This is a genomic window from Helicobacter sp. MIT 00-7814 (assembly GCF_003364115.1).
In the GTDB taxonomy this organism is placed as follows: domain Bacteria; phylum Campylobacterota; class Campylobacteria; order Campylobacterales; family Helicobacteraceae; genus Helicobacter_F.
Window position 1 is genome coordinate 1 of sequence record NZ_NXLL01000004.1, and the last position, 26,080, is coordinate 26,080.

Below are 26,080 nucleotides of genomic sequence, written 5' to 3' on the forward strand. Positions count from 1 at the left end.
CCTTATCCCCCTGCACCCCCAAACCCCCGACAACGCTTTTTAAGGGTTACGCTTCGCGTAACTAAAATTCCTTTGATTTAGGTGTGCAGAGGGGCATGATTACATAGGATTCTTATGGAATCCTATGCAGATAAATTTTAAAGCTTGCTCGCTTTCATATCGATGACATAGCGGAATTTTGCCTTGCCGGTGGTGAGATCCTCGTATGCCTCGTTGATTTTATCCGCAGTGATGATTTGCGTCTCTGGGTAGATTTTGTGTTTGAGTGAAAAATCTAGCATTTCTTGCGTCTCATTTATCCCGCCAATAAGCGAGCCATACACTTTTTTGCCCGCCTTAAACACAAGCGTATCAAGGCTAATTTGTGGCATAACATCGCTTGGTGGAAGTCCCACAATCGCAAACTCCCCGCCATATTTCAAAAGGTTGATATACGCGCTTGGGTCGTATTTTGTGGGGATTGTTGAGATGATAAAATCAAAGCGCTCTTTGACTTCATCAAGCTTGTCAGTGGTGTAAAGTGCCTTTGCACCGAGCTCCAGCGCTTCTTTTTCTTTATGGCGATTGCGCGCAAAGACGCTCACTTCCGCACCCATTTTTAGCGCGTATTTTAGCGCCATCACACCAAGCCCGCCAAAGCCTGCCACACCGACTTTATCGCCCTTTTTGATTTGGCTAAATTTTAGCGGTGAATAAGTCGTGATACCAGCGCAAAGCAAAGGCGCGACTTTCTCTAGTGGCGCGTCATTGGGGACATTTACGGCAAATTTTTCGCTTCCCACGATTTTGTTGGAATACCCGCCATAAGTTGGCTCATTATCATGGAAGCAGTCTTTGCAGTCATAGGTGAAGACGACTTTGCCATTTTCGCAGAATTGCTCTTGGCTTCTTTTGCACGCCTCGCATTCTCCGCAGGAATTTACCATACAGCCAACACCCGCGTAATCGCCGACTTTAAATTTTGCTACATTTTTGCCCACAGCCACCACGCGCCCTGCGATCTCGTGTCCGGGCACCATCGGATAAATCCCCTCATGCCACTCGCTGCGTGCAGAGTGAATGTCGCTGTGGCAGATCCCAGCAAAAAGGATTTCGATAAGGATATCATTATCCCCCAGCGCATGGCGACTAGCGCTAAAAGGCTTAAACGCTGAATCTTTAGAATCCACCGCATAGCCTTTGAAATCTATCCTTTTGCCCTCTGTTGCTTGTTTGATATACTCTTGCATATTTGCTCCTTTAAAAAACATTTTTTTAGAATCTTAAAAATTTGTCGTTGTTAAAAAGATTCTATGCGTGTAATTATAAAAGATGACACCTAGTGTCTGTCAAGGGGGTTGGGGCAAATTTGTTTGCAAATTTTACTTTTATAACTTTTGCGCTATAATGTGCCTCTTGCGACAAAAAGCTCGCAAAAGGTCGATTATGCATTTTTGAATTTTTAGCTTTCATTTTATTTTAAGGAGTTAGGTTATGAAAACTTTTTATAAAACGCTTTTGGCAGGATTTTTATTGGGGAATGTCGCGGTGAGCGCGCAGGAGTTTAACGAAGTGGGGCATAAATCCCTAGGTATGGGCGGCACAGGTGTCGCGGTGAAAAATAGCCCTTATGGATTGTTTTTTAACCCCGCACTTTTGGCTGCGAAGCCCGGCACAAAGATAGGTTATAGCATTGGTGGTGGTTTGTCAGAAAAAAATATGTACAACATCATCAATAGCAACCTCGCAAATGTGCAAGATGTCGAGGCGTTTAACAAACTGCTAGAAAGCAACAATCTTCAAGTGAAGCTCTCTGGCACACTTGCTTTGCAGTTGCCAGAGTTTAGCTTTGGTCAGCTTGCTATTGGGTTAAATACAAGCGTATATGGCGCGATTGGGCTAACAGGATATTTGCCGACAAGTCAAAGTACAGTCGATGGTGCGGGCATTAATTTTAATATCTCAAGCTTGGTTTTAACCGAAGTGCCGGTGGGCTATGCGTATTCTTTTGATCCCGGACTTGGTAAAATCAGCCTAGGCGTGGCGCTTAAATATATGAATGCAAGCTATGCACATAACTCTGTGGCGCTAGATTCTCAATTTAACGAAGAGAAAGTCTCTGATTTGCTAAATGATTCTCTTAAAAGAGAAGGGGCGATTTCTAGCTCAAATGTGGGAATTGATTTGGGTATGACTTATGCGCCGGTTGAAAGCTTGACTTTAGGACTTGTGGGGAAAAATCTCAATAGCCCATCTTTTGGTTTTGGCGAAACGAAGCTAAAGATTAAGCCACAAGCGCGCTTTGGAGCTGGATTTAACCCAAGTGAGCGCATCGTTATCGCTGCAGATATTGACTTGACAAATAATGATGTCATCACGCTTGGTGGCACAAGATTGCAATCGCAAAAAATGGGCGTGGGCATTGACTTTGACGCGGTGCTTTTTAGCGCACGCGCTGGTTTAGCAAAAGATTTGCGTCAGGATAACGGCGCGATTATTTCCGCTGGCATTGGCTTTGGATTCTTAGATGTTTCACTTGCTGTATCTTCAGGCAAATCACACCTTGCTGATGGTGGGACAATGCCACGATATGTAGCGTTTCAAGTGGGTGGCGGATTCACATTTTAATGCATTGAGCGAAGTTTGATTTAAGGCTAGGAGGCGGTTATGAAAGCAAAGTTTTTTCTTACTTCCTTTGTCGCGTGTGTGAGTTTAGCAAGCGCGCTAGAATTTGGCGGTATGGGGAACACTTCCGCAGGAATGGGGGGCGCTGGTGTCGCGCTCAAAAACTCGGCATGGGGGCTTTACTATAATCCTGCTTTGCTTTCTGCCTCGCCAAAAGTGAAATTTGGCTACAGCTTAGGCGTTGGTATTAGTGAAAAGAATCTCGCACAGCTCGCAACCGTGGATATTGCAAATATGCAAGATACCGCTACAAGGCTAGCAAGTAGCTTTAGTGGTGGAAGTGGTGGCGGTGCTGGCGCGGTAAATGGTGTCGTAGATGCGGTGGATAAGGCATTAGATACAGTGCTAGGTAGCACTGGCACAACAGGGCAAAGCACACAGGATAAATTAACAAGTTATTTGCAAAGTCACAAAGATGGAAATTACACGGATTTAATCGATAAGATTAAAGATGAAGTCCAAAAAAGTAGCTCATTAGATGACCTTCAAAAAGGTTTATTGGGCAATATTTTAGGCAGTGTGGATTATGATAATTTGAAATTTGATAATAGCACAGCTGGTGGTGTGGCAAATGCGCTAACCAACATTACTATTAGCAAAGGCTCGGATAGGGGCTTAGATAAGTCAATGGCGGATATTGCGCTTGTGCAAGATTCTATCAAGGATAGCAACCTAAGCCTTGTTAGTCAAAATGGACTTGTATTTCAGCTTGGCTCGCGTCCGCTAAATAACACCGTTGGCACGCTTGCAGTGGGGCTTTTCGCCTCGGCGTATTCAAGTATGTCAATCAATGCAAACCCCGATAAAATGCGTCTTATTTTGGAAGCTGGCGGGAATTATTATGAGCTTAAAATTACCGATAGTGGCTACACCTATGGGCTTTCCTCAAAAAGTGACTATGATGCGCATTCGCTCCTTGCGGCTTTGCAAACCACAAATCCAAGTGACGCGCATAATCTCACCATCACTTCTTTTGTGCTGAGTGAAATTCCAATCGGCTACGCGCGCACTTTTTATTTCAAAAATAGCAACCTCAATGTCGGTGTGAGCGGGAAGCTGATGAATGGCATTAGCGTGCAAAATAAGATTGCCATTTCTACCAACACTGATTTTGCAAAAGAGCTTAGCAATCTCACACAGAGCTTTAATGGAAGCAACGCTAGCAGGGCGTTTGGCGTCGATGTGGGGCTTGTGTATGAGATTGATTTGCCAAAGTTTCGCAATCTCACTTTTGGCTTAGTCGGTAAGAATCTAAACTCGCCGACTTTTAAATCCACCATTGAAGATGTTGTGATTAAGCCTCAAGTGCGCGCGGGGCTGGGCTACTATACAAGCTCGGGATTTAATATCGCTTTTGATGTGGATTTGACGCAAAATGATCTCCTTGCTATAAGCAGTTTGAAGCAAAAAAGTCAGATGATAGGTGGCGGTATGGGCTTTTTGTGGAGGGGCATGGATTTGCGCGTGGGCGCGATGAAAGACTTGCGACAGGACACCGGGCTTATCCTCACAGGCGGGATAAATCTGCTCGGATTCCTTGATATTACCTTGCAGTCAAGCACCAAATTTACCGACATACAAAATATCCCAATGCCTCAATATCTCAATTTGCGCGTAGGCGGTAGTTTTTCGTGGTAGATTCTCTCGTGCCTTTGGCGCGGAATTGTGAAAAACTTTCAAGGTGAATGCTTAAAATTTTAGCTAATCTACTACTTAAAAACTTATGCTACAATTTTGGCTTTTTTAAAATATCCAAAATTTTGCAAAAGGATTTGGCAATGCAGTTTGAAATGATGTATTCTAAAATCCACCGCGCGCGCGTGAGTGACGCAAATCTCAACTACACAGGCTCAATCACAATTGATAAAAACCTTGCAAATGCGGCTGGAATGCTTGAGAATATGAAAGTAGATGTGCTTAATATCAACAATGGCGAGCGTTTCAGCACTTATGTGATTTTGGGCGAAAATGAGGGCGAGATTTGCCTTAATGGTGCGTGCGCGCGCAAGGCGCAGATTGGCGATTTGGTGATTATCGTGGCGTATGCGATGATGGATTCTAACGAGGCAAAAGGCTTTAAGCCAAAAGTCGTGCATGTGGATTCTTGCAATAAAATTTGCAAGTAAAAATCTAAGATTCTCAAGCCACTAAACCGCGTTGTAGAATCTTAAAATCTCAACAACCAAAAATGGTAAAATATGTGCGCGAAAGCGAAGTAAAACGAAGCTGGAGCGGAGGCGAAGTGCGATTCACTCGCACGAGACGATACAATAAAAAAGGAATAAAACAATGTTTGACCCAAAACAGCTTGGCGATATGTTTGCAAATATGCAAGAGAGCCTTAAGCAGCTCAATGAAAAGTCCAAAGACACGCGCTTTAATGTCAAAAGTGGCGGTGGGCTGGTGGAAGTGAGCTTTAATGGTGCGGGCGAAATCATTGATTTAAACATCGATGAAAGCCTGCTGGAGGATAGGGATTCTCTGCAGATTCTCTTGCTTGGCGCGCTTAATGATGCATATAAAGCAATGGAGCAAAACCGCCAAAACACCGCGCTTGGTATGCTTGGTAACCTAAATCCTTTTAATAAAAGCTAGCAAAAGCAATGCGCGTAAGATTTTTTTTCACTTCCTTATTCCTTTGTGCGTTAGCCACGCTAGGAGCGCAGGAGTATGACTACACGCATTGTATTAATTACTACAACAACGCAAGTGTCGCGGTGGGCGATACGCGCGCAGTGGCGCTTAAACACAAGGGCAAAGTTGTGCTTTTTATGCACTCCAAAACGCGCCCAAAGGCAAAGATTCTCAAAAGCGATCCCTTTGTGGGGCTGTATTTGATTGAATCTACGCTTCCAAAGCTAAGCTATGATTTATTACCCCTTGATGAGCGCACGCTTAAAGATAAAAACCTCATCGCCATCACTGCCAAAAATCCGCCAAAAGGGCATATCACCGCGCGACAAAGCGATTATTTGCAATATGCGCACTTTTCAAGCAAGCTCGCGCCAAATAGCGTGATTGGCAATATTTGCTACCAAATTTATGGAATCGGCGTTGGGGACAATGGCTTCCTTGAAAAAAAATATATTGATAGATTTTTGCAAAGTGAAGCGGGCGTGTATGGGGACATTGGCGTGAGGTTGGATCACAAACTGCGTGTGAGTTTGAGCGATCCATTTTTTGCAAACAATCCTTTTTTGGGCGGAGATGAGCTTGTAAGCGTTAATGGCACTAAGCTTACTTCCCTTTCGCAAGCGCATTGGATTATTAGTAATCTCAAAATTGGCTCAAGCGCAAAAGTTAGCTTCAAGCGCAATGGTGCGTTGCAAAATGCTGAAGTGGTGGTGGGTAGGCTCTATGGCGGAATGCTTTTGCGCGATACTTTTTTGGAGCGCTTTGGGATAGAGCTTAGCGAAAATCTGCAGATTCTAAGTATGACAAACGCCCAAAACTCGCGCTTTAAAGAACTAAAAGTGGGTGATAGAATCGTGTGGATTAATAAAACGCCCGCAACTCTGGCTAATCTCACAACCCTGCTAAGCGAAAGCCTGCAACCACAAGCTTTGAAAACCTATGAAGGCAAAATCCAGCTTCTTGTAAGACGCGGGGAGTTTGAGTTTTTTATAAAAATTTAAAGCGGATTCTCAAAGCCAAAATGGCGTTGTGGAATCTGCAAAATTTTCTTAAGGAAAAATGGTAAAATACCGCCATGCGTTAGAGAATCCGCAGAATCTAAGCAATTAAAAAAGGCTATGTATGCGCGCGAAGCTGGAAACAAAGCGGAATTTACTTCCGCGAAGTTGGAAGCGGAGCGGAGCTCACAAGGGCTTTGCTCTTGTGAGTGATACAATTAAAAAGAACAAAGGGAATTCAAGTGGGACTAGAGCAATTAAGCAAGGAATTTGAGGAGTTTTTGAGGGCAAATGCGCCGCAAGTTGGCGGATTCCATCCGCATTACCAAAAGGCGCTGTGGGAGATGATGGACGCTGGGGGCAAGCGCTTTCGCCCGATGCTATGCCTATGCGTGGTGGATTCCCTTTCCCCTGCGATGCTGCCAAATGCTTTTCTGCCCGCTCTTGCGCTGGAAAGCATGCATACTTATTCGCTTATCCATGATGATTTGCCTTGTATGGATAATTCCCCTCTGCGCCGTGGTTTCCCCACTTTGCATACGACTTATAATGAGACTTTGGCGCTTCTTGTTGGCGATGCGCTCAATACCTACGCATTTGAGCTTCTCTCCCTTGCTAAGCTTTCCCCAGAAGTGAAAGTTTTGCTTATTTATGAGCTTTCTCACAATGCTGGTGCTAGCGGAATGGTGCTAGGACAGGCGCTTGATTGCGAGTTTGAGAATAAAAAAATCACTTTTGAAGAGCTAAAAATCATTCATCAAAATAAGACGCTAAAACTCATCGCCACAAGCCTAAAATTTGGCGCGATTATCGCAAATGCGAGTGAGGAAATTACACTAAAGCTAGAAAATCTAAGTAGTGATTTGGGGCTTTTTTTTCAAGTGCGCGATGATCTCATCGATGTGCTTGAAAGCGAGGAGCAAGCAGGAAAACGCGTGCAAAATGATTTGCAAAAAAATACTTATGTAACCTTGCTAGGGTTGGAAGGCGCAAAAAATCAGGCGCACACGCTTGCACAAAACATTAAAACAACGCTAGATTCCCTGCCTTTACGGCTTAAAGAGAATCTTAATGAAATCTTAAAACCTTATCTCAAATCTTACGCATAAATTGATAAAAAGGAAGCACAAATGAAACGAATTCTTTTGACAAATGACGATGGCTATGAATCTAGCGGGCTTTTGGCGCTCAAAGACGCGCTTAATGATTTGGCGCAAATCACCATTGTCGCGCCTTCAAGTGAAAAGTCCGCGTGCGGGCATGGGCTTAGCATTACAAAGCCTTTGCGCTTTGTGCGCTTGGATGATGATTTTTACAAGCTTGATGATGGTACGCCGAGTGATTGTGTGTATCTCGCGCTAAATACGCTTTATGGCAGTGGGGTGAAGCCTGATTTGGTGATTTCTGGCATTAATATCGGCTCAAATATGGGCGAGGATATTACCTATTCTGGCACGGCTGCAGGGGCGATGGAGGGCTGTTTGCAAGGCATAGATTCTATTGCGATTTCTCAAATGCTAAGGGATAAAAATTTGGGAAGCGATTTTGATTTCGCACTTGCAAAAGAGGCGATTAGGGAGCTGGTGCAAAAGATTTTTGCGCGCTCATTCCCGCTTGGTGCGCGAAAGTTTTTGAATGTCAATATCCCACAAATTGCACCCAAACAATGCAAAGGCACAAAAATCACGCAAATGGGCTATAGAATCTATGGTAATTCTGCGCAATTGCACCGCAATCCGCGCGGGCAGGAATACCATTGGCTTGGTTTACAACCGCTTGTTTGGGAGGAGCGTAAAGACATGCCAAATGTCAATGGCGCGCGCTTTGGCGGGCTAAGCGATTTTGACGCGACAAAAGAGGGCTACATTTCCATAACGCCTATAAAGCTAGATTTGACAAGCTATGAAGATGTGGATTCTCTCCAGCAGTGGGTGCAAGAGTAGAATCAAGCGAGGCAATGCAATTTTAAGGAATTAAAAGGAACAAACATAATGAATAAGAGTAGAAAATTTACGCTGTTATTTTTTATGCTTTTTGTATGGGCTAATGGCGAGCAAATGTCACAAAGTACGCAAGAATCAAGCACTCTTGATGTCAAAAGCGCTTGGGAGAAAGTGCTAGAAAATAATGACGCGCTCAAAGCTCAAGAACACAACCTTGCACGCGCTCAAAAGCTCGCTCTTGGAGCGAAGCTTAGCTTTTTACCAGAGATAAATTTTAAGGGCGCGTATCTCTATTTTGATGAAGCTATGCAGCATAGCCTCAATACCCAGATGCAATCAACAGGGATTCCGCAGACAGATGCGCTTTTGAGCGGAATCTTAAGCAGTGTCAATAAACCAATAACCTTGTTAGAGCGCGATGTGATGGTGGGCGCGTTTAATATCATCTATCCGCTTTACACCGGCGGGGCGCGTGTGAAAGGGATAAAAATCGCTGAAATCGCCAAAAAAGACGCCGCTGAAGCCATGCGATTAAAAAAACTTGCGACTTTTGAAGAATTTGTGACGATTTATTATGGAAGTGTGTTGGCAAAGGACTTACAAGAGGTTTGCGAGGAAAATTTTGAAGCCTCGATGATGCATTACAACAACGCGCTTGATTTAGAAAAAAGCGGGCAAATCGCGCGCCTAGAGGTGCTGGCAAGTCAAGTGGCAAGCGATAAGTCTAAAAATACCTTGCGTAGCGCGCAAAATGCAAGACTAAGCGCGGATTTAGCGCTAAATAGCGCGCTAAGCACGCAAGATTCTGCGCCTAGCTCAAAAATCGAGGTTTCCTCAAAGCCTCTGTATGATGAAAATTATTATGTGCAAAAAGCCCTGCAGAGCTATCCTGCACTGCGTTCGCTTGATTTAAAGATAGAATCTGCTAATGAAGCTACAAGCCTTGCGCGCGCGAGCTTTTTGCCACAGGTGGTGGGAATGGGGAGCTATATTTTTACCGATAAGCAGGATTCTCTACTTGTGCGCTCAATCCCAACTTGGTATGTGGGTGTTGGCGTAAATATCCCTATTATCTCGCCCACTGCGCGCCTGCAGAGGTATCAAGCGAGCAAAATTACTACCTTAGAGCTAGAAAGTCTCAAGGCGCAGGCGATTAAGGATATTACTTTGCTTGTGCGTCGCACTTACAAAGAGGCGTTGTTTGCGCGGGAAGAGTATGAAAGTCTTAATTCATCAATTATTTTGGCGCAGGAAAATCTTAAACTTCAAACAAATGCCTTTAAGCAGGGCTTAGCCACGAGTGCGCAGGTAATTGATGCGCAAAATTCGCTTCAAAGCGTGCTTGTGGAGCAAAAAAGCGTGGGATTTAAGGCGATTGTGGCGCTAGCGAAGCTTTTGGCATTGAGCGATGAGATAGAGACTTTTTATGAGTATCAGCGTTAGAGCGTGTTCTATTAATTGGTATCACTTGCGCAAGCATTGTCCTTGCAAGCTCCGCTCCACTGCGTTACGCACGCATACTCTATATTTTTTGGTTGATAAGATTTGTAGATTCTCTAATGCTGTTTGGGAATTTTCAAATTTCAATCAACGCTACAAAATCTCATCGCCAAAGCGCGCAATTTTATAACTTTTAAAACAAGGGGTTAGTTATGCAACATATTGAAAATGTCGGAATCATCGGGCTTGGGCTTATTGGTGGCTCGATTGGGCTGGCGCTAAAAAATCTTGGGAGTTTTGGCTGTATCGCAGGCTATGATACCAATCCTCTGCATGCCTCTCAGGCGCTTTCCCTCGGGCTTGTTGATGAGTGCATTAGTTTGGAACAGCTCTTAAGTGAAGGCGATGTGATTTTTATCGCGGTGCCGGTTGAGGGGATTATTGAGATTGTTAAAAATATTAAGCATATTAAGCCAACTGCCACGATTATCGATCTTGGCGGGACGAAGCAAAAGATTTTAGAATCTGTGCCGCCATCTATCCGCGCGAATTTTGTCGGTGCGCACCCGATGAGTGGGACGGAGTTTTATGGACCAAAGGCTGCGGTGCAGGATTTGTTTAAAGATAAGATTGTGATTCTTTCAAATTTAGAGCAAAGTGGCGCACATCAGGTGCAGGTGGCGCGCGAGATTTTCCTTAGCATTGGTATGAAAATCATCAAAATGGACGCGAGAGAGCATGACAAGCATATCGCGCTTATTAGCCACATGCCCCATATCATCAGCTATGCGCTGGCAAATGCTGTGCTTTCACAAGAGGATCCGCAGACGATTTTAGCCCTTGTGGGCGGTGGTTTTAAGTCCATGAGCAGGCTTTCTAAAAGCTCGCCAAAAATGTGGAATGATATTTTTAAGCAAAATAAGCAAAACACCTTGCGCGCGCTAGAATGCTTTGAATCTGAACTCAAAAACGCAAGAGAAATGCTCCAAAATGAAGATTGGGAAGGCTTAGAATCCTTTATGGCAAGGGCAAATAAGTTGCAGGATTTTTTGTAGGAAAAAATAATTTTATTTTTGCAATACTACGCGCATATGAGAACTTGCATCCAAATATACCAATAAATATTGTAAGTAAGCTTTTGTTTTCTCATCAAACGCACAAATTTGACGCAATATCTTATCTTCTAGCTCATCTGCACTATGGCTTAAAATACTTATATCAAATTTTCCGGGTGTATCAATGGCTTTAAGTTTAAATTTATTTTTAAATGCAAAAAGTGCGATGTTTTGTGTACTGAAAGCATTTAAATGCATAGGTGGATACAAAGAATGCGCTAAAAGTCTTGTTTTATTATAATCTAATGCTTTTAATTCAAGGCTTGCAGCATTTGGTGTAGTAAATATACAAAAGCCATTTTCTGATAGATTATCTCTGATTGATTGCATAAATGCATTTGGATCTAAAAGATGTTCTATCAACTCAAAGTGCACGATAATATCAAACTGTGTTTGTAGATTTTTTAAGTTTTCTGCATCAAGGGCTTGAAAGGTAATTTTATCTTTTAAAGATTGCCCCCCCCCCTATTTGCTCTTTTAAAGAATCTTGTGCTAGAGTAATCGCATTTTCATCAATATCGATTCCATAGTAATTTACATTTTTTTTACCTATTTGTTGCAAATATTCGCTTAGTGCGTATATAAAAACCCCGGAATTACAACCAATTTCTAATATATTACAACAATCTTGTTTTTGCAAAATCTTTTCTATATATTCTGCAATAAAATTTACTCGAGAATCTATCTTTGCGCTTGCTTTTTGTTTAGAGTTCAATAAGGCGTAGGTTTTGTTGTTTTCGCAATGGTTATAATAGAAGCTTAATGCCTGAGGATTTGGAGCAGGATTTACATATTCAGAATGACAAATAGCACAAAGACTCATCTCGTAATATCCCAAGAATTTTGGTAAAGAGCTAAACTCATTACTTCCACAAATAGGACAATTTCTTTGCATAAAACTTTCATGAAATTTTTCAAAAACAATCTTTGCGTCTTTTAACCTTTGCTGAAAGATTAAAAGCGCATTTTCTTTGCTTCTGTATGTATAAAAATCTGTGTAAGTAGGGTTTGTATTCATTTTTTGATACTACCTTTCTTTATTGTTGTCAAATTCTAAGTATACAGAATCTTTGCTTAAATAAATTTTATCCCTCTGTTTCTAGCTCCAAAAGTGCGATTTCGCTAGGGGCGAGGAAGCGGATTGTCGGTCCCCAGAATCCCGCGCCCGAGCTTACATAAAGTTGCGTTTTGGAATCTAGCTTATAAAGCCCATGTATGTAGCGCTGATCAAGCCACACAAGGAAGCTAAGCGGAAATACCTGCCCGGCGTGCGTATGTCCGCACAAGACAAGATCAAAGGCGCTGACATCATAAAATTTCAGAATCTTTGGCTGGTGGGCGAGCAAAATGCTAGGCTTGCTAGGATCTAGCCCACTTTTGGCGCGCTCAATATCTGGCTCAAATTTTTGAAATCGCAAGCCAGTCAAATCACAAATCCCCGCGAGGTTAAAATCCTCTAGCGCGAGATTCTCATTTTCAAGCACCTTTATATCAAGCTCGCGCAACGCACGCATAATAGGCGTAATTCCGTGGTAGTATTCATGATTGCCATTGACATAATACGCGCGCGCTTCTAACTTATTGAGCTCTAAAAGTGCGGGCTTGACAAACTCGATATTTTCATCTACCAAATCCCCCACAATCACCACAATATCAGGCTTTAGCGCATTTATACGCTCTACAATCCCGCGCATAAATTCCACCCCAAGCGCCTTGCCAAGATGCACATCGCTAATCATTGCAATTTTTTTGTGCGCCTTTAGCTTTGGCAATGCAATGGAGACTTTCCGCACCTGCGGGATTGCGCAAGCATTTTTATAGAATCTATATCCAAGCAATAAAAAAAGCACCGCCACGCCAAGATCTTTTAAAGTAAGCAAAAATTCCCTGCGCTGTGGATTTGCAAGCAGTGTGGGGCATTTTTGCGTAGGTGTGCATTGATTGAGAGGCGGATTGTGTGCATTTGGCGCTTTATAGAGATTCTGCTTTTTACACGCACATTTTAGAAAAATTTTTGCAAAAATCTGTGCTAAATCCACAAGCACACATGCCACAAAAAGCGCACACCCAAGCACCACAAAGCCACCAAGCCCAAGATAAAGTGTGTGGTTAAATTCTTTTTCTTTTGCAAGGAGAAAAAAGCTTAGTTCGCCACCATAGAGCAACATTAGCAGCGCAACTAAGAGAATCTTGCGCCCTTTAAAAACGCGCAAATCCCGCAACACACGCTTATAACAATAAAACTTCGTTAATGCCATAAGCCCAAAAATACTCAACGCCAAAAGATAAATTTTCATTTAAAAATCCTAGATTCTGCACTGCATTGCTGTTAAAAATTTTTAGCGTATTTTATAAGGTTTGGATTAATGACTTTTTATTAACACTTGATAATTTTTCTCTAACTCTTTAAACCTACAATAGCGCGGATTTAATACTTTACAAATAAGGAGAAATTATGCAAATTAAAGAGTTTATGACGCAAGATCATAGGGAGTGCGATTCGCATTTTGCGCTCGTGGAAGAGGCATTGCAAGAAGGTGATTTTAAGAAGGCGCAAGAAGAGTTTGAAAAGTTTATAAGCCACACACTGCGCCATTTTGCACAAGAAGAGGAGTTGCTTTTCGTGGAATTTAGTAATGCTACGGGAATGAGTGGCGGTCCAGTAGAAGTGATGAAATATGAGCATAGCCAGCTGCGCGGGCTTTTGGAGCAGTTAAAAGGCGCGCTAGTTTCACAAAATGCGCAGGAATTTTTTGGCATTAGCGAAGGGATGATGATTTTATTACAACAGCACAATATGAAAGAGGAGCAAATGCTTTATAATATGATACAAATGCAGCTAGGTGGGCGCAATGATGAGCTTGTGGAAAAGCTAAAGAATTTTTAGCGCGATTTTTTGAATGCTTTAAAACGCTAAAATTTTATGCCAAAAAGAGTTTTTCTCGTTGATACAAGGGCGCTTGAGCACCCAAAGCCTTTGGAGATTATGCTCTCTTTATTGCCACATTGTGCGGGAGAAAAGCCCTCTAGCAAGGACGCTTTAGAATCTACTTCAGAGAATATTTTATGTATGATTCACCGCCTTGAGCCTAGACTTTTGTATGATATTTTGCACGCGCAGGGTTTGGCATATCATACGCAAATTTCTAGCGCACAAATCGCACAAAACATACTACAAGCGCGCAATATAGGGGAATATCAAACACAAATCGCCTATCCTTTAGATTCACAAAAATGCGCAAGTGGGTATGATGAGAATTCACAAGAAGTGTTTTTGGAAGTGTTTTTGATTTTTATCGCTATGCCTTTGGTGCTAGAATCCTTCTTGCGCGACTTTGCGCGACAATCAAATTTAAATTTGAAAGGTTAGCCCATGTATCAAGGCATTTCATTGACGCAAGCCCCGCCTTTTGGCGTGGTTGTAAGCTTTTTTTGCAATGGGCTTGTGTATCTTTTTTTGGCAGGCGTTGTGATGCTAGGTACAGATTTTTTTCTTGCAAGTGATTTTATTGCGTTGCTTCATTGCTTTAGCATCGGTTTTTTGCTTTGCGTGATGTTTGGCGCGCTTATGCAAATGCTTCCTGTGCTTGGCGGCGTGCGCCTCTCTTACCCAAAGTTTGTGTGCGCCTTAACGCTTATAAATCTCAATGTCGGGCTTCTTTGCTTTCTTTTTGGCTTTCTCGCGCCATTTTCTACGCTTGATTTTCAAGTATTTCTCACCATCGCCTGTATTTGCTTGCCTCTTGGGGTTGGGATTTTTGCGTGTAATGTTTTTGTGAAACTTGCGCAAATTAAGCATTTCACGCCTAGCCTTATTTTTATGATTTGCGCGCTGTGTGCGCTTGTGGTGGCAGTGATTTTTGGAGTGCTTCGGCTTGGGAGTTATGCGGGGATTTGGAATTTTGAAGATGAGGTTTTGCTTGCAAGCCATGTGAGTTTTGGCGCGTTTGGGTGGATTCTAGCGCTTATTGTTGGCGTTATGTTGCAGGTTTTGCCGATGTTTTATGTCGCACCAAGTTTTAAGAAAAGCTTTTATAAAGGCATTTTGCCTTCCCTTTTTGGCGCGCTTTTAGTGGCGTTGGTGTTAAAAGGATTTTTAGGGAAAGTGGCAGATTCTCTTTTATTTGGCGTTTTTGGTGCATTGCTATTAAGTGTGAGTGTGAGCGCATTTTATACACTTAAAGCACGCAAAAGAAAGCTCAAAGAGCCATCGATTTTTTTATGGAATCTTGGCTTTGCTTGCTTTTTTCTCTCTTCACTTCTCTTTTTTAGCGCGGTATTTTTCCCTTACGCAAGTCTTATTTATGGTGCTGGCGTGCTTTTTTTGTGCGGGATTTTGAGCATTGTTTTTAGCATGCTTTGCAAGATTGTGCCTTTCCTTGCGTGGTTTCATCTAAGCTATAATGGCGTGATGAGTTTGCCAAGTATGCAGAGTTTTATCACGCCAAAGATGATGAAAGCCCTAGTTTTTGGGTTTTATGGCTTTTGTCTTTGCGCTATTGTGGGACTAGTTTTTCATAAGATTCTCGCTCTTAGCGCGTTTTTCTTGTTGTTTTTAAGCCTTTTGTTGCTGTTTGGAATCTTAAGGAGTTTTTATTTGCACAAAAAAATCTTAAAAACCTCGCCAAAGCTTGATTTGAGCGCATTTGCTAGCATGCAATCTTAAAAGTTCAAAAGGAAATCACAATGGAGCAAAAAAGCCTATATATGGAGATTCTTAAAAGCATTGGCTCAAAGCTAAGCTACACAAAAGATTCTATTTTGTTTTATGAAGGTGATACGCCAAAGCGCTTGTATGTCCTGTTGGAGGGAATCGTGCGGCTTTATAAAAGTGATGCGAGCGGAAATGAAATCATCATTCACAAGCTCATGCCAACAAGTTTTATTGCTGAAATGCCACTTTTTGAGAATCTGCCTTATCCCGCGAGTGCGCGCTTTGAAAGTGATGGCGTGGTGCTAAGTGTGGATTTTGCGCGCTTTAAGCAGAGCTTGAGCAAAAATCCAGATTTGCTTGTGGCATTTATCGGCTCACTGATGGGGAAAATCCGCATTTTGGAGAGAAAAATTTCCCATAGCATTTTAGCGAGCTTGCGCGCGCGCCTAGCGCATTATTTGTTGGAATCTAAAAACACTCTTTGCATAACAAATCAGCGCACTATCGCACAAGAGCTAAACACCACGCCCCAAAGCCTCTCGCGCACGATTAGGGAGCTTAAGGATATGGGGCTTATTAGCGTGAGCAAGGGCAAAATCACGCTGCTTGATATTCAAGGATTGGTAAGATTGCTAGATTCTTAAAATTGCTAGCAATATCAGAATCTTATTAAGCAAAATAGGCGCAATATGCGCGTTTTGGTAGGCTTTTTGTGGCGAAGTGATATATAAATTAAAGAGAATGAGAAAAATTACCAAAAATTAAGATTTTTATAAATTTTTATAGGTAGTATTGCGAGATTTTAAGACTTTACAAGGAGTTAAATAATGGAGGCTGTATATCCTTACGCGCTTATTGTGCATTTGTTTTGTGCGATTTTTTTCGTTGGATTTTTGTTTAGCGATTTGGTGGTGATTAGCTATCTTTTGCGACATTTGCCTAAAGAGCAGGCGGAAAAAGCAAGCAAGATTCTAGGAAATATTGAGACAAAAGTCATGCCACCTTGCTTTTTTCTGCTTATCCTTAGCGGTGGGATGCTTCTAAGCCAGCATATAGGTGGCGTGCATGGCTATTTTGAAAGCGCGTTTCAAAAGGTGCTTTTGCTTAAAGTCGCGCTCGCAGGCTGTATTTTTGCGCTTGTGATTTTTTCGCTCACAATGTATTTTATTGTCAAAAAGCCAAATCCACTCGGCGCCTACACTCACAAAATCGTCTTTGTCATAGGTGTCGGCGTGGTATTTTTGGCAAAGTTTGCGTATGTGGTTTAGTCTTGCGCTAAGGCTTTGAGCTCATAGCTAAAGACTTGCGGGCTTGGCGCATGAAAGCTAGAATTTGTGATTTTATTCCAAAATTTCATACGCAACGCATAATATTTAAGAAATATTTTGCGTATCAAGCGCTTGCATCCTTTGCTTCCAGCAAGCGCGTCTTTATCTACAATCTCTACATTTCTAAATCCTGCCATTTTTAGCACATATATTAAGCTTCCAGCAGTAAAAAGCGTGTTATGCGTCCAGTCCTCATACGCCCAATAGCACCCCGTATGCGACTGCGCGTTTGGCACCGCGACAAAAAGCTTGCCATCTTGAGCGAGGAGATTCTCTCTAAAATGCTTTAAAACAGGGATTACAAGCTCTTTTGGCAAATGCTCTAAAACATGAGTGGTGATGATAAGGTTAAATTTTTCTTGCGGTTTAAAACTAAAAATATCCTCAACAAGCGCGCATTCTATTCCGATTGAGCGCACATGATTAATCGCTCTTTGATTAATATCAATACCAAAAAGGGAGTAGTTTTCTTTAGAATCTAAGCTTGTTAAAGCGGTATTGCCCCCCCCCCTAATTGCTTATTCCATGCAAAGCTTTTGTTTTTTATTGCTTGCAATGTTTGTCCAAATCCACAGCCAAAGTCCAAGATTCTAGCATTTGGTTTTAAAGATTGGAAAATTTCCTCAAAATATGGCGCGAGGACTGCATTTTCATAGGTTTCTTCACTTACGCCCCTTGCTTCAAAATACTCACTCATTTTTGCTCCTTTTTTGATATTTATTTATAGAATCTAGCGCGCATTGTAGCATAAAACTAGTTTAGTAAAATCTCGGCTACAGAGCGTGAGCTGCCGTGTTTGAGGTATTCTCTAAGTTTTGTGCAATGTGTAGTGAAGTTTTTAAAATCAAAATTTTGATAAGAATCTAGGAGATTTTCCACGCTCAAATCTTTTTGGATTAGCTCTTTATGCAGGCGCGCATTTCCCTTGCCAGCGCGCTCACCTTGTAATGCCTGAAAAAGGATATTTGCAAGCCCAATGACTTGTAAGCGCACAAAAAAGCGCAGAAGGTGGAACTCTAGCGAGCGCATACGATAAGCTAGCACAAAAGGCGCGCCAAGAATGCTCGCCTGCAAAGTCGCCGTGCCCGAGCAAATAAAGGCAAACTCGCAAATCCTAAGCTCCTCTACAGAATCAAAACTTAAAACAAAGTCCGAAATACCCTCGCCATAGATATTTTGCAATTCCTCTTGTGTGAGATTCTCAAAATGCTTTGGCAATGCGAGAATCTTTTGCTTCCCATCTAAAGCTTTGCCAAGCTCCACAAATAGCGGAAAAACGCGCTTTATCTCGCCTTTACGACTGCCTGGCATAAAAAGAATGCGCCCATTTTCGCGCATCTTTTTCTCCAAAGGCAATTCATCTAAAAGCGGATTCCCCACATAGCGCGCCCTACCTTCTCTAAGCGCATTTGGGTAAAACGCAATTTCAAAAGGCAAAATCGCACAAAGCCTATCAAAGATTTTTTCAAGCTCTTTTGCGCGCCAGCTTTTCCACGCCCACACCTGCGGGAGAATGTAATAAATAATCTGCGGGATAGCCTGCCCGCGCATTTCAAGCTTTTTTAAGCCCTTTGCTAGCGGGATATGAAAGCTTGAACTATCAAGCAAAAGCGCCTTGTCACAAGTGCTAGCAAGCTCTATCATCTCCTTATTTACACGCTTGTAGAAAAAAATCTTTTTCAGCACATCTATAAAGCCCATCGCGGCAAAATCGCTCATCTCATAGCATGAGTTTGCGCTGAGATTCTCACAAGCGACAAAAGCCCTATTTTCAAAAATCCCAACAATCTCAATGTGTGTATTTAGCGCTCCTGCAAGCTTGTCCAGTTCCAGCGCAAGCGCTCTTAAATGGATATTTGCACTCGGCTCTAGCGCGCTAATGAAAAGTCGCATTTAAAGCACCTTTTTAGATTTTTTGGCTTTTGGCGCGGGACTAATAGGGGCGTTTAGAGAGGCATTTTGAGAATCTAGGTGCGCGTTTTTTAGCTCACTTTCACGCTTTTCTAGCTGGATTTCTTGTTTCAAGTCGCGCAGTTCGATACTAAGGCGCTTGTTTTCTAGCTCTAACTCAAGGATTTTTTGCTGCATTGTATTTGGTGCAAGCGGATTTTCTGTAGGGGCTTGTGTAAGTGGTGGGTTTTGTGTGGGTGGATTCTCTAAAATTTCATTTTTTTGAATCTGGTTTTTTGCCTCATTAGAATCCAAAGTCTGCGCGCCAGAAGACTTTTTGGAAAGCTTTTGAGACAGCTCCTTTTGACTTTGCAAAATCTGCTCCCTTAGGCTTTTAAGCTCCTCTTTTGCCTTTGAAATATCCTCTTCATACTGCGCGACTTGTTCTCTAAAATTTGCCCTATGGCGCTCAAAAATCTCCACAATCTCCCACAAACTCCCGCTTGCCAAATCATATTGCAAAAATTCTTTAAAAATATGAGAATCTAGTTCTTGCTTGCTCTGCATCGCGCTTCCTTTAAGCTTACTTTGGGTGATTGTAGCAAAAATAATTCCGCATCTCTCATCACTCTTTTATGCTACAATGCGCGCGATTTTTAAGATTCCAAACACAAATCAAGGACTTTTCATGCAACGCTATAAAACCAAACAAATTTTTGTCGGGAATGTCGCTATTGGTGGTGATGCGCCGATTTCAATCCAAAGTATGACTTTTAGCAAAACCTGCGATATCCCCGCCACAAAAGCCCAAATCGATAGGCTTGCACTTGCGGGTGCGGATATCGTGCGTGTGGCGGTGAGTGATGAAAATGACGCAAACGCGCTTAAAGAGCTAAAAAAGGTTTCCCCGCTTCCCTTGGTGGCGGATATCCACTTCCGCTATCGCTTTGCGCTTATCGCTGCGGAATCTGTGGATTGTATCCGCATAAATCCCGGAAATATCGGCAGTAAGGATAAAATCAAGGCTGTGGCTGATGCGTGCAATGCGCGCGGGATTCCCATTCGTATTGGTGTCAATGGCGGGAGCTTGGAGAAGCAATTTGAGCGCAAGTATGGCGCGACACCGCAAGGCATGATAGAATCTGCGCTGTATAACATTAAGCTTTTAGAGGATTTTGGCTTTGATAATATCAAGGTTTCGCTCAAGGCAAGCGATGTTATCCGCACAATACAGGCATATCGTGGGCTTAGAGAAAAGGTAGAATATCCCTTTCATCTAGGCGTGACGGAGGCGGGGTTGCTTATGCATTCTGCGGTGAAATCTGCTATGGCGCTTGGGGGCTTACTGATGGAAGGCATTGGCGATACGATGCGCTGCTCAGTAACCGGCGAGCTGGAGGAGGAAGTCAATCTTGCAAGGATGATTCTAAAATATAGCGGAAGACAAAAGCAGGGCATTACGCTTATTTCCTGCCCTACTTGTGGGCGCATTGAGGCGGATTTGGTAAAGGCGGTGCGCGAAGTGGAGCAAAAAATCTCGCATATCAAAACGCCTCTGCAAGTAAGCGGGATGGGTTGTGTGGTGAATGCGCTAGGAGAGGCAAAGCACGCAGATATCGCCATCGCCTTTGGGAATAAAGAGGGAATGATCATCAAAGCTGGCGAAGTCATAGGCAAATATAAAGAATCTGAAATTTTAGAAATTTTTATCAAAGAAGTGCAGGAGCTCGCCAAAGAGCGCGAAAAAATGGCATAAATATTTTAAGGAGAAATGATGGGGCAGATGGAGCAGATTTTGCGTAAGGCGCAAAAGGCAAAAGATATTTTAAGCACGCTTGGAATCGCGCAAAGGAACGCATTTTTGCAACTTTGCGCGCAAAATCTCTTGCGTGATAGCGCAAAAATCTTGCAAGCAAATGAAAGAGATTTGCACTCTCCACACGCGCAAAAGTTAAGCGAATCTGCGCGCAATCGCCTAAAACTTAGTGAATCTAAACTGCGTGCGATGGCAGATTCTTTATTGCAAATCGCAAGTCTCAAAGATCCATTGCATAGAATCTTAGAAGGCTGGGAAATGCCTAGTGGCATATGCATACAAAAGGTGAGTGTGCCTATTGGTGTCATTGGTGTGATTTATGAATCGCGCCCAAATGTCACAAGCGATGTAAGCGCGCTGTGCTTTAAAAGCGGGAATGTCTGTGTGCTAAAAGGTGGCAAAGAGGCGCTGGAGTCAAATAAGGCGATTTTAGATTCCCTCCATGATGCCTTGCGCGCGCAGAATCTTCCGCTTGAGTGCATTAATATGCTCTCTACCCATGATGAGGTCAAGGAGTTTCTAGCGCAAGATCGCTATATTGACTTACTCATTCCGCGCGGAGGCGAGGGGCTGATACGCTTTGTGAGTGAGAACTCGCGCATTCCTCTTATCAAGCACGATAAAGGCGTATGTCATTTGTATGTCAATAAAAACTACTCGCTTGATTTTGCGCTTGCTATTGCCCTAGATTCTAAAACAAGCTATCCTTCCGCGTGCAACGCCATTGAGACGCTTTTATGCGACAGAGAGATTAAGGAAGAGTTTTTGCCAAAGTTAGCGCATGTTTTGGAAAAATCTGGCACAAAGCTTTTGGGCGAAGATGAAGTGGCTGAAATTATCCCCATTGATGGCGCGCCTAGCTTTGAGACAGAGTGGGGCGCGAATGTGCTAAATATCAAAATCGTAGAAAACATAGATGAGGCGATTGCGCATATCAATACCTTTGGTTCGGGGCATAGTGATAGTATCATCACAAATGATGTGCGCGCGCAAGAGCAGTTTTTGGAGAGCGTGCAAAGTGCGTGCGTGTATGCAAATGCTTCAACGCGCTTTAGCGATGGCGGGGAATTTGGCTTTGGCGCGGAAGTGGGAATTTCTACAAGCAAACTGCATGCGCGCGGACCTATGGGGCTAGATTCTCTCACAAGCTACAAGTATAAAATCACCGCGCTTGGTGCAGTGCGAGGCTAAAAAAAGCTTTATGTGAATTTTAGCTTAAAATGCTTATAATTCCCCCGCCTAGATAGCGCGCTTTTCTCACATAAAATAACGCAAGTCTGTTACTAAAAAAGTTTATTGGGATGGCGTAGAGTTTCTGTGTGTTCGGTATTTTCGCCTGCAGCTTGATAAAAGTGAGAATCTGCCGCCTAAGTGAGACCTCCTCTCCCTGTTTGTTCTCTTTTTTAGGCTTTGCTAACTTTTAGAGTAACGCCTATCTGGGTGCTTTCAATGATATTTTTATAACTTTAAAGAATCTAATCAATTAGAAAAGATAGTGTTTGCGCGCGAAGCTGGAAACAAAGCGGTTGAAAGTGGCGCGAAGCTTTGGCGTTAGCCAAAGTGATACAATATTATTTATGGAGCTTTTTATGCAAAAAATCCTCATTATCGGCAGTGGTGGGCGTGAATACGCGCTTGGGTTGGCTTTGAGTAAAGATTCTCGCGTGAGCGCGCTGTATTTTGCCCCCGGGAATGGCGCAAGTAGCTTGCTTGGCACAAATATCAGCTATAACACTAATGACGAGCTTTTGAGCTATTGTAAGAATCTAGGAATCACGCTTGTTGTGATTGGTCCTGAAGAGCCATTGACAAAAGGCGTGAGCGACTTTTTGCGCGCACATAATATCGCGTGTTTTGGTCCGAGTCAAAATGCGGCGCGTTTGGAAGGCAGTAAAGCATTTATGAAAGACTTTGCCTCAAGGCACAAAATCCCAACTGCGCGCTATTTGCAAAGTAGCGATATTAAGGAAATAGAATCTTTCATCGCCACACTCACCCCGCCAATTGTAGTAAAAGCTGATGGGCTTTGCGCTGGTAAAGGCGTCATCATCGCACAAAGCGCACAAGAAGCAATCAAAGAAGCCAAAAATATGCTAAGCGGGGAATCTTTTGGGCTAGCGGGTGCTCGCGTGGTGGTGGAGGAATATTTAGATGGATTTGAGCTTTCAGTTTTTGCGCTAAGTAATGGCAAGGATTGCGTTGTCTTAAATCCTGCGCAAGATCACAAGCGATTAAAAGATAATGACGAAGGTCCAAATACCGGTGGAATGGGCGCTTACACGCCAACGCCGATGTGTGATAGCGCGCTTTTTGAGCGCATTAAAACAGAGATTATAAATCCTGCAATCTCTGGCATGGCACAAGATGGGAATCCTTTCGTGGGCGTGCTTTTTGGTGGCATTATGGTGGTGGAGGAAAATGGCGCGTTGAAGCCATATTTGCTTGAATTTAATGTGCGCTTTGGCGATCCTGAATGCGAGGTGCTTTTGCCCTGTTTAAAAACGCCTTTACTTGATATTTTACTAGCAGAGAATCCACAAAAAATCGAGTTTGAAAATCTCTATAGTGTCGGCGTTGTGGTCGCTTCAAAAGACTATCCTTATAAAAACAGCGCGCCTCAAGCAATCACAATAAAAGATTTTGATAAAAACCTAGGACATATTGTCTATGCAGGCGTGAAAAAAGAGGGTGAACAGCTTTTTGCAAGTGGTGGGCGCGTGCTTGTGAGCGTTGGCATTGGGGAGAGTTTGCAAAAAGCGCAGAAAAATGCCTATGAGATTCTAAAAAGCGTGCATTTTGAAGGAATGCAATTTCGCAAAGATATCGCAGCGCGCGGGTTGGCGTATTTAGATTCAAAGCAAAAAGCGCATTAGTTTTAACACAAAATTTTATGGATAACTAAAAAATGGAGAATAAAATACAAAGCCTGCTAGAGCGCGAGGGCTTGGAGTTAGCAAGCCTAAAGGCGCGTTTTTTGGCGTATGTGCTGGATTATTTTTTAGTGAGTTTTTTATTTTTGTTTTTGGTTTGGGATTTTGTTGCGGGCGTGCAGGGGGATATTGCAGAATCTACGCAGATTTTTTTGCAATTTAGCCCGCTGTATATTCTTTGCAATCTTTCTTATGAGGTGATTTTTATACATTTTTATGGTGCGACTTTGGGGAAAATCCTTTTTAAGGTGCGCGTTGTGAGCGTTGATTATGTGGATAATCCGAGTTTTCTTATTTCCCTTGTGCGCGCGATTTTAAAGCTTATTGGAAGTAATTTTTTTTATATCACTTATATTTTTGCCTTTGATGATGCCTTTAAGCGCACCTTGCATGATAGGCTTGCAAAAACCATCGTAATAAGCACGACGCATGCTTAGGATTCTTTGCTTTTTTTTACTCTTTCTGCAATGCACGCAGATTTTTGCTAGCGACGCGCAGGAGGATAAAAACAAGGTTTTTGAACTCTCTGCAAACAATGTCACAAGCGAAGGCTCGCTAGCAATCGCGCAAGGCAATGCTTTTATTTTGAGCGAAGATTTATACATGTATGCGGATAAAATCACCTATGACAGGGAAACAAGATTTGCCACATTAGAAGGAAATGTCAGAATCTATCGTGGCAAAAGCCTCTTTGTCGATGCCTCGCGTGTGGAAATGGATATGCAAACAAAGCTCACGATTTTGCGCCCTGCGTATTTACAGAGCGAAAATGGAATCTGGGTTTCAGCAAATGAGCTAAAAAGCGAGGACAAAGTTTATAGCTTCAAAAAAGCTATGATTTCAGGCTGTGATATACAATTCCCCATTTGGCATTTAAACGCCACTTCTGGGACTTATGATTCTCAAAAAGAATTTGCAAGCGCGTGGAATTCTAGGCTTTATATTGGCTCACTACCGATTTTCTATCTGCCTTATTTTACTTTCCCTACTTCTACAAAGCGTCGCAGTGGGCTTTTGATCCCAGAGCTTGGGAGCACGAGTCGCGATGGCTTTATTTATATGCAGCCGCTTTATATCGCGCCTTTTGCGCAATGGGATCTGACACTTGCACCACAGCATCGTAGTGAGCGCGGGAATGGTGGGAATTATGAATTTAGAATCGCAGATGAAAAAAACAGCATCGCGCGCTTGCAAGTTGGGTATTTTGAGCAATATAAAGAATATGTCAAAGATTATAGCCTGCGTAATCGCTATATTTCTGGCTTTGAGTTTGACTACGCGCGTAGGGGAGTTTTGGAGCCTCTTTTTACAAATTATAAAGATAATTTTTATGCTTCTGTGATGTATATGAATGACTTAGAATATATGCGCTTAAAAAAGCTTAATGGCACCTATAACACGCGCCTTAGCACTTCGCGTGTAAATTACTACGGGCAAAATGGCAATAATTATTTGGGAGTGTATTTCAAATATTTTTTAGATTTATCCCAAGCGGATAATCTTAACACGCTTCAAACCCTGCCAAATGTGCAATATCACCACTATATCGATACGCTTTTTTTACGCAATCTCTACTACAGCCTTGATGTGCAGAGTAAAAATGTCACAAGACAAGAAGGCTATACTTATTTGCAAAACTCTATTTCCCTGCCTGTCGGGGTTACAACGACTTTATTGAAAGATTATGTAAGCGTAAATGGTAAGCTTGATTTGTTTGCAAGTCAAATCGGGCTTAATAATATACAAGGAATCTTAGAGCCAACTTCAAGGGCGCAGATTGAAAATAAAATGGATTACGCCTATGCAAACTATGAAATCGCGCTAAATTCTGATGTTGCAAAAGCGTATAAAAACTTTTTTCACACAATCCATTTTGAAGGGATTTATAACGCGCCAATTTATCGCTATGCCTCTAAACCTCTAAGTTCTGGCGCATATGAAGCCTATAGCGTGCTAGCTAGAAATATGAGTTCTAGCGCGCTTGCAATGTATTGGAATCCAAATGATATTACAGATTTAAGCACGACGCAATCAAAAGTGGATTTGAAATTTTCGACTTATTTTTATAATAATTCTGGCAAGGAATTATTCTTTTATCGCGCGTATCAAAGGATTTTCACTCAAGATCCTACGCTGACGCTCAATCAATCCTTGCGCCAAGAAATCGGCGCAAATCTCTTTGATGGCTTGACGCTTACAACAAATCTTTTTTATTCCCATTATGTCAAAACTTTCGAGGAAGCCTCTGTAACGCTTAATTTTAATAAATTTGGAATCTCAAGCAATTTGAATTACTTTTTTAAGCTAGATTCTAATGTTTTACGTAGTGGCGTGTATAATGCCAACGCAAACAACTCATCGTTTTTGCGCGCGAGTTTGCGCTATGATTTTGGGTATTTTCAATTTAGCGGGAATGTGGGCTATGATATACAAAATAAATATTTGCGCGATTGGTATGTGATTGTCTCGCGGGATATCCGCTGTTTTGGTATCGCGCTAAAAATCGCAGCCGATGTGCGCCCTATCCTCACAACAAATGTGGATAATCCCATTAACACAATCTCAAATCAGTATATAAAAATCGAGTTTCGCTTTGTCCCGCTTGCAGGGATTGGATTTACCCAGCGCTTGCAAAGCCAGTAAATGCGTGTGTTATAATTTAGGCAAT

28 protein-coding genes are annotated in these 26,080 nt (G+C 42.5%); 19 read left to right on the forward strand and 9 right to left on the reverse strand.

Features of this window, described 5'->3' with window-relative positions; genetic code table 11:
• Window positions 1-137: 137 nt before the first annotated feature.
• Entirely contained in the window at window positions 138-1,229 is a 1,092-nt protein-coding gene (locus tag CQA49_RS01820) for an NAD(P)-dependent alcohol dehydrogenase (RefSeq protein ID WP_115574261.1), read from the reverse strand.
• A gap of 244 nt (window positions 1,230-1,473) precedes the next feature.
• On the opposite strand from CQA49_RS01820, the gene traF (CQA49_RS01825) reads away from it, so the two are divergent.
• From traF (CQA49_RS01825) to CQA49_RS01845, 5 genes are all read left to right on the forward strand, one after another.
• Entirely contained in the window at window positions 1,474-2,607 is a 1,134-nt protein-coding gene (traF, locus tag CQA49_RS01825; RefSeq protein ID WP_115574262.1) for a conjugal transfer protein TraF, read from the forward strand.
• A gap of 39 nt (window positions 2,608-2,646) precedes the next feature.
• Complete coding sequence (traF, locus tag CQA49_RS01830; protein WP_258864154.1) at window positions 2,647-4,302, forward strand: conjugal transfer protein TraF; 1,656 nt, start codon at window positions 2,647-2,649, stop codon at window positions 4,300-4,302.
• 140 nt (window positions 4,303-4,442) lie between these two features.
• The gene (panD, locus tag CQA49_RS01835; protein ID WP_115574351.1) at window positions 4,443-4,790 is read left to right on the forward strand and encodes an aspartate 1-decarboxylase; all 348 of its coding nucleotides are present in this window, start codon (window positions 4,443-4,445) and stop codon (window positions 4,788-4,790) included.
• Between the two features lie 163 nt (window positions 4,791-4,953).
• Window positions 4,954-5,259 carry a YbaB/EbfC family nucleoid-associated protein gene (locus CQA49_RS01840; protein WP_115574263.1) on the forward strand — a complete coding sequence of 102 codons (306 nt, stop codon included), beginning with the start codon at window positions 4,954-4,956 and terminating at the stop codon, window positions 5,257-5,259.
• 8 nt (window positions 5,260-5,267) lie between these two features.
• Window positions 5,268-6,299, forward strand: coding sequence for a PDZ domain-containing protein (locus CQA49_RS01845; protein WP_115574264.1), 1,032 nt, complete (start codon window positions 5,268-5,270; stop codon window positions 6,297-6,299).
• On the opposite strand, the gene CQA49_RS09975 is transcribed toward CQA49_RS01845, so the two are convergent.
• On the reverse strand, window positions 6,296-6,442 hold the full coding sequence (locus CQA49_RS09975; RefSeq protein WP_181882582.1) for a hypothetical protein: 147 nt from the start codon (window positions 6,440-6,442) through the stop codon (window positions 6,296-6,298). The two genes, CQA49_RS01845 and CQA49_RS09975, sit on opposite strands and share 4 nt — an antisense overlap.
• 96 nt (window positions 6,443-6,538) lie before the next feature.
• Here CQA49_RS09975 and CQA49_RS01850 point away from each other — a divergent pair, with 96 nt between their 5' ends.
• The 4 genes from CQA49_RS01850 (at window position 6,539) to CQA49_RS01865 (ending at window position 10,734) form a co-directional block, all read left to right on the forward strand.
• Window positions 6,539-7,405, forward strand: a complete 867-nt coding sequence (locus CQA49_RS01850) for a polyprenyl synthetase family protein (protein ID WP_115574265.1) — start codon at window positions 6,539-6,541, stop codon at window positions 7,403-7,405.
• Window positions 7,406-7,426: 21 nt separating this feature from the next.
• Entirely contained in the window at window positions 7,427-8,239 is an 813-nt protein-coding gene (surE, locus tag CQA49_RS01855; protein WP_115574266.1) for a 5'/3'-nucleotidase SurE, read from the forward strand.
• 48 nt (window positions 8,240-8,287) lie between these two features.
• Window positions 8,288-9,682: a TolC family protein gene (locus CQA49_RS01860; protein ID WP_115574267.1), complete on the forward strand. Its 1,395-nt coding sequence runs from the start codon at window positions 8,288-8,290 to the stop codon at window positions 9,680-9,682.
• Window positions 9,683-9,891: 209 nt separating this feature from the next.
• Window positions 9,892-10,734: a prephenate dehydrogenase gene (locus CQA49_RS01865; protein ID WP_115574268.1), complete on the forward strand. Its 843-nt coding sequence runs from the start codon at window positions 9,892-9,894 to the stop codon at window positions 10,732-10,734.
• Between the two features lie 12 nt (window positions 10,735-10,746).
• On the opposite strand, the gene CQA49_RS01870 is transcribed toward CQA49_RS01865, so the two are convergent.
• From CQA49_RS01870 to CQA49_RS01880, 3 genes are all read right to left on the reverse strand, one after another.
• Window positions 10,747-11,232: a bifunctional 2-polyprenyl-6-hydroxyphenol methylase/3-demethylubiquinol 3-O-methyltransferase UbiG gene (locus tag CQA49_RS01870; RefSeq protein ID WP_115574269.1), complete on the reverse strand. Its 486-nt coding sequence runs from the start codon at window positions 11,230-11,232 to the stop codon at window positions 10,747-10,749.
• Window position 11,233: 1 nt separating this feature from the next.
• Window positions 11,234-11,812: a class I SAM-dependent methyltransferase gene (locus CQA49_RS01875; RefSeq protein ID WP_115574270.1), complete on the reverse strand. Its 579-nt coding sequence runs from the start codon at window positions 11,810-11,812 to the stop codon at window positions 11,234-11,236.
• Between the two features lie 67 nt (window positions 11,813-11,879).
• On the reverse strand, window positions 11,880-13,091 hold the full coding sequence (locus CQA49_RS01880; protein ID WP_115574271.1) for a metallophosphoesterase: 1,212 nt from the start codon (window positions 13,089-13,091) through the stop codon (window positions 11,880-11,882).
• A gap of 158 nt (window positions 13,092-13,249) precedes the next feature.
• Here CQA49_RS01880 and CQA49_RS01885 point away from each other — a divergent pair, with 158 nt between their 5' ends.
• The 5 genes from CQA49_RS01885 (at window position 13,250) to CQA49_RS01905 (ending at window position 16,716) form a co-directional block, all read left to right on the forward strand.
• Window positions 13,250-13,681, forward strand: coding sequence for a hemerythrin domain-containing protein (locus CQA49_RS01885; protein WP_115574272.1), 432 nt, complete (start codon window positions 13,250-13,252; stop codon window positions 13,679-13,681).
• A gap of 36 nt (window positions 13,682-13,717) precedes the next feature.
• Window positions 13,718-14,164, forward strand: a complete 447-nt coding sequence (locus tag CQA49_RS01890) for a hypothetical protein (RefSeq protein ID WP_115574273.1) — start codon at window positions 13,718-13,720, stop codon at window positions 14,162-14,164.
• 3 nt (window positions 14,165-14,167) lie between these two features.
• Complete coding sequence (locus CQA49_RS01895) at window positions 14,168-15,460, forward strand: hypothetical protein (RefSeq protein ID WP_115574274.1); 1,293 nt, start codon at window positions 14,168-14,170, stop codon at window positions 15,458-15,460.
• A 20-nt stretch (window positions 15,461-15,480) separates the two neighbouring features.
• Complete coding sequence (locus CQA49_RS01900; protein ID WP_115574275.1) at window positions 15,481-16,092, forward strand: Crp/Fnr family transcriptional regulator; 612 nt, start codon at window positions 15,481-15,483, stop codon at window positions 16,090-16,092.
• Between the two features lie 183 nt (window positions 16,093-16,275).
• The gene (locus CQA49_RS01905; protein WP_115574276.1) at window positions 16,276-16,716 is read left to right on the forward strand and encodes a copper resistance protein CopD; all 441 of its coding nucleotides are present in this window, start codon (window positions 16,276-16,278) and stop codon (window positions 16,714-16,716) included.
• On the opposite strand, the gene CQA49_RS01910 is transcribed toward CQA49_RS01905, so the two are convergent.
• From CQA49_RS01910 to CQA49_RS01925, 4 genes are read right to left on the reverse strand one after another with little or no spacing between them, the layout of a single operon-like run.
• Window positions 16,713-17,291: a methyltransferase domain-containing protein gene (locus CQA49_RS01910; RefSeq protein ID WP_115574277.1), complete on the reverse strand. Its 579-nt coding sequence runs from the start codon at window positions 17,289-17,291 to the stop codon at window positions 16,713-16,715. The two genes, CQA49_RS01905 and CQA49_RS01910, sit on opposite strands and share 4 nt — an antisense overlap.
• The gene (locus CQA49_RS01915; protein ID WP_115574278.1) at window positions 17,264-17,473 is read right to left on the reverse strand and encodes a hypothetical protein; all 210 of its coding nucleotides are present in this window, start codon (window positions 17,471-17,473) and stop codon (window positions 17,264-17,266) included. The genes CQA49_RS01910 and CQA49_RS01915 overlap by 28 nt, the downstream gene beginning before the upstream one ends.
• A gap of 56 nt (window positions 17,474-17,529) precedes the next feature.
• On the reverse strand, window positions 17,530-18,669 hold the full coding sequence (gene lpxB / locus CQA49_RS01920; protein ID WP_115574279.1) for a lipid-A-disaccharide synthase: 1,140 nt from the start codon (window positions 18,667-18,669) through the stop codon (window positions 17,530-17,532).
• The gene (locus CQA49_RS01925) at window positions 18,670-19,233 is read right to left on the reverse strand and encodes a hypothetical protein (protein WP_115574280.1); all 564 of its coding nucleotides are present in this window, start codon (window positions 19,231-19,233) and stop codon (window positions 18,670-18,672) included.
• Between the two features lie 121 nt (window positions 19,234-19,354).
• Here CQA49_RS01925 and ispG point away from each other — a divergent pair, with 121 nt between their 5' ends.
• The 5 genes from ispG to CQA49_RS01950 all read left to right on the forward strand — a co-directional run bounded on the left by ispG (window position 19,355) and on the right by CQA49_RS01950 (window position 26,055).
• The gene (ispG, locus tag CQA49_RS01930) at window positions 19,355-20,422 is read left to right on the forward strand and encodes a flavodoxin-dependent (E)-4-hydroxy-3-methylbut-2-enyl-diphosphate synthase (RefSeq protein ID WP_115574281.1); all 1,068 of its coding nucleotides are present in this window, start codon (window positions 19,355-19,357) and stop codon (window positions 20,420-20,422) included.
• Window positions 20,423-20,449: 27 nt separating this feature from the next.
• A complete protein-coding gene (locus CQA49_RS01935) occupies window positions 20,450-21,673 on the forward strand; it encodes a glutamate-5-semialdehyde dehydrogenase (RefSeq protein WP_115574352.1) in 1,224 nt (407 codons plus the stop codon).
• A gap of 386 nt (window positions 21,674-22,059) precedes the next feature.
• Window positions 22,060-23,355, forward strand: coding sequence for a phosphoribosylamine--glycine ligase (purD, locus tag CQA49_RS01940; protein ID WP_408938898.1), 1,296 nt, complete (start codon window positions 22,060-22,062; stop codon window positions 23,353-23,355).
• Window positions 23,356-23,387: 32 nt separating this feature from the next.
• Window positions 23,388-23,849: an RDD family protein gene (locus CQA49_RS01945; protein ID WP_115574282.1), complete on the forward strand. Its 462-nt coding sequence runs from the start codon at window positions 23,388-23,390 to the stop codon at window positions 23,847-23,849.
• The gene (locus tag CQA49_RS01950; RefSeq protein ID WP_115574283.1) at window positions 23,842-26,055 is read left to right on the forward strand and encodes an LPS-assembly protein LptD; all 2,214 of its coding nucleotides are present in this window, start codon (window positions 23,842-23,844) and stop codon (window positions 26,053-26,055) included. The genes CQA49_RS01945 and CQA49_RS01950 overlap by 8 nt, the downstream gene beginning before the upstream one ends.
• The last annotated feature ends 25 nt before the right edge of the window (window positions 26,056-26,080 follow it).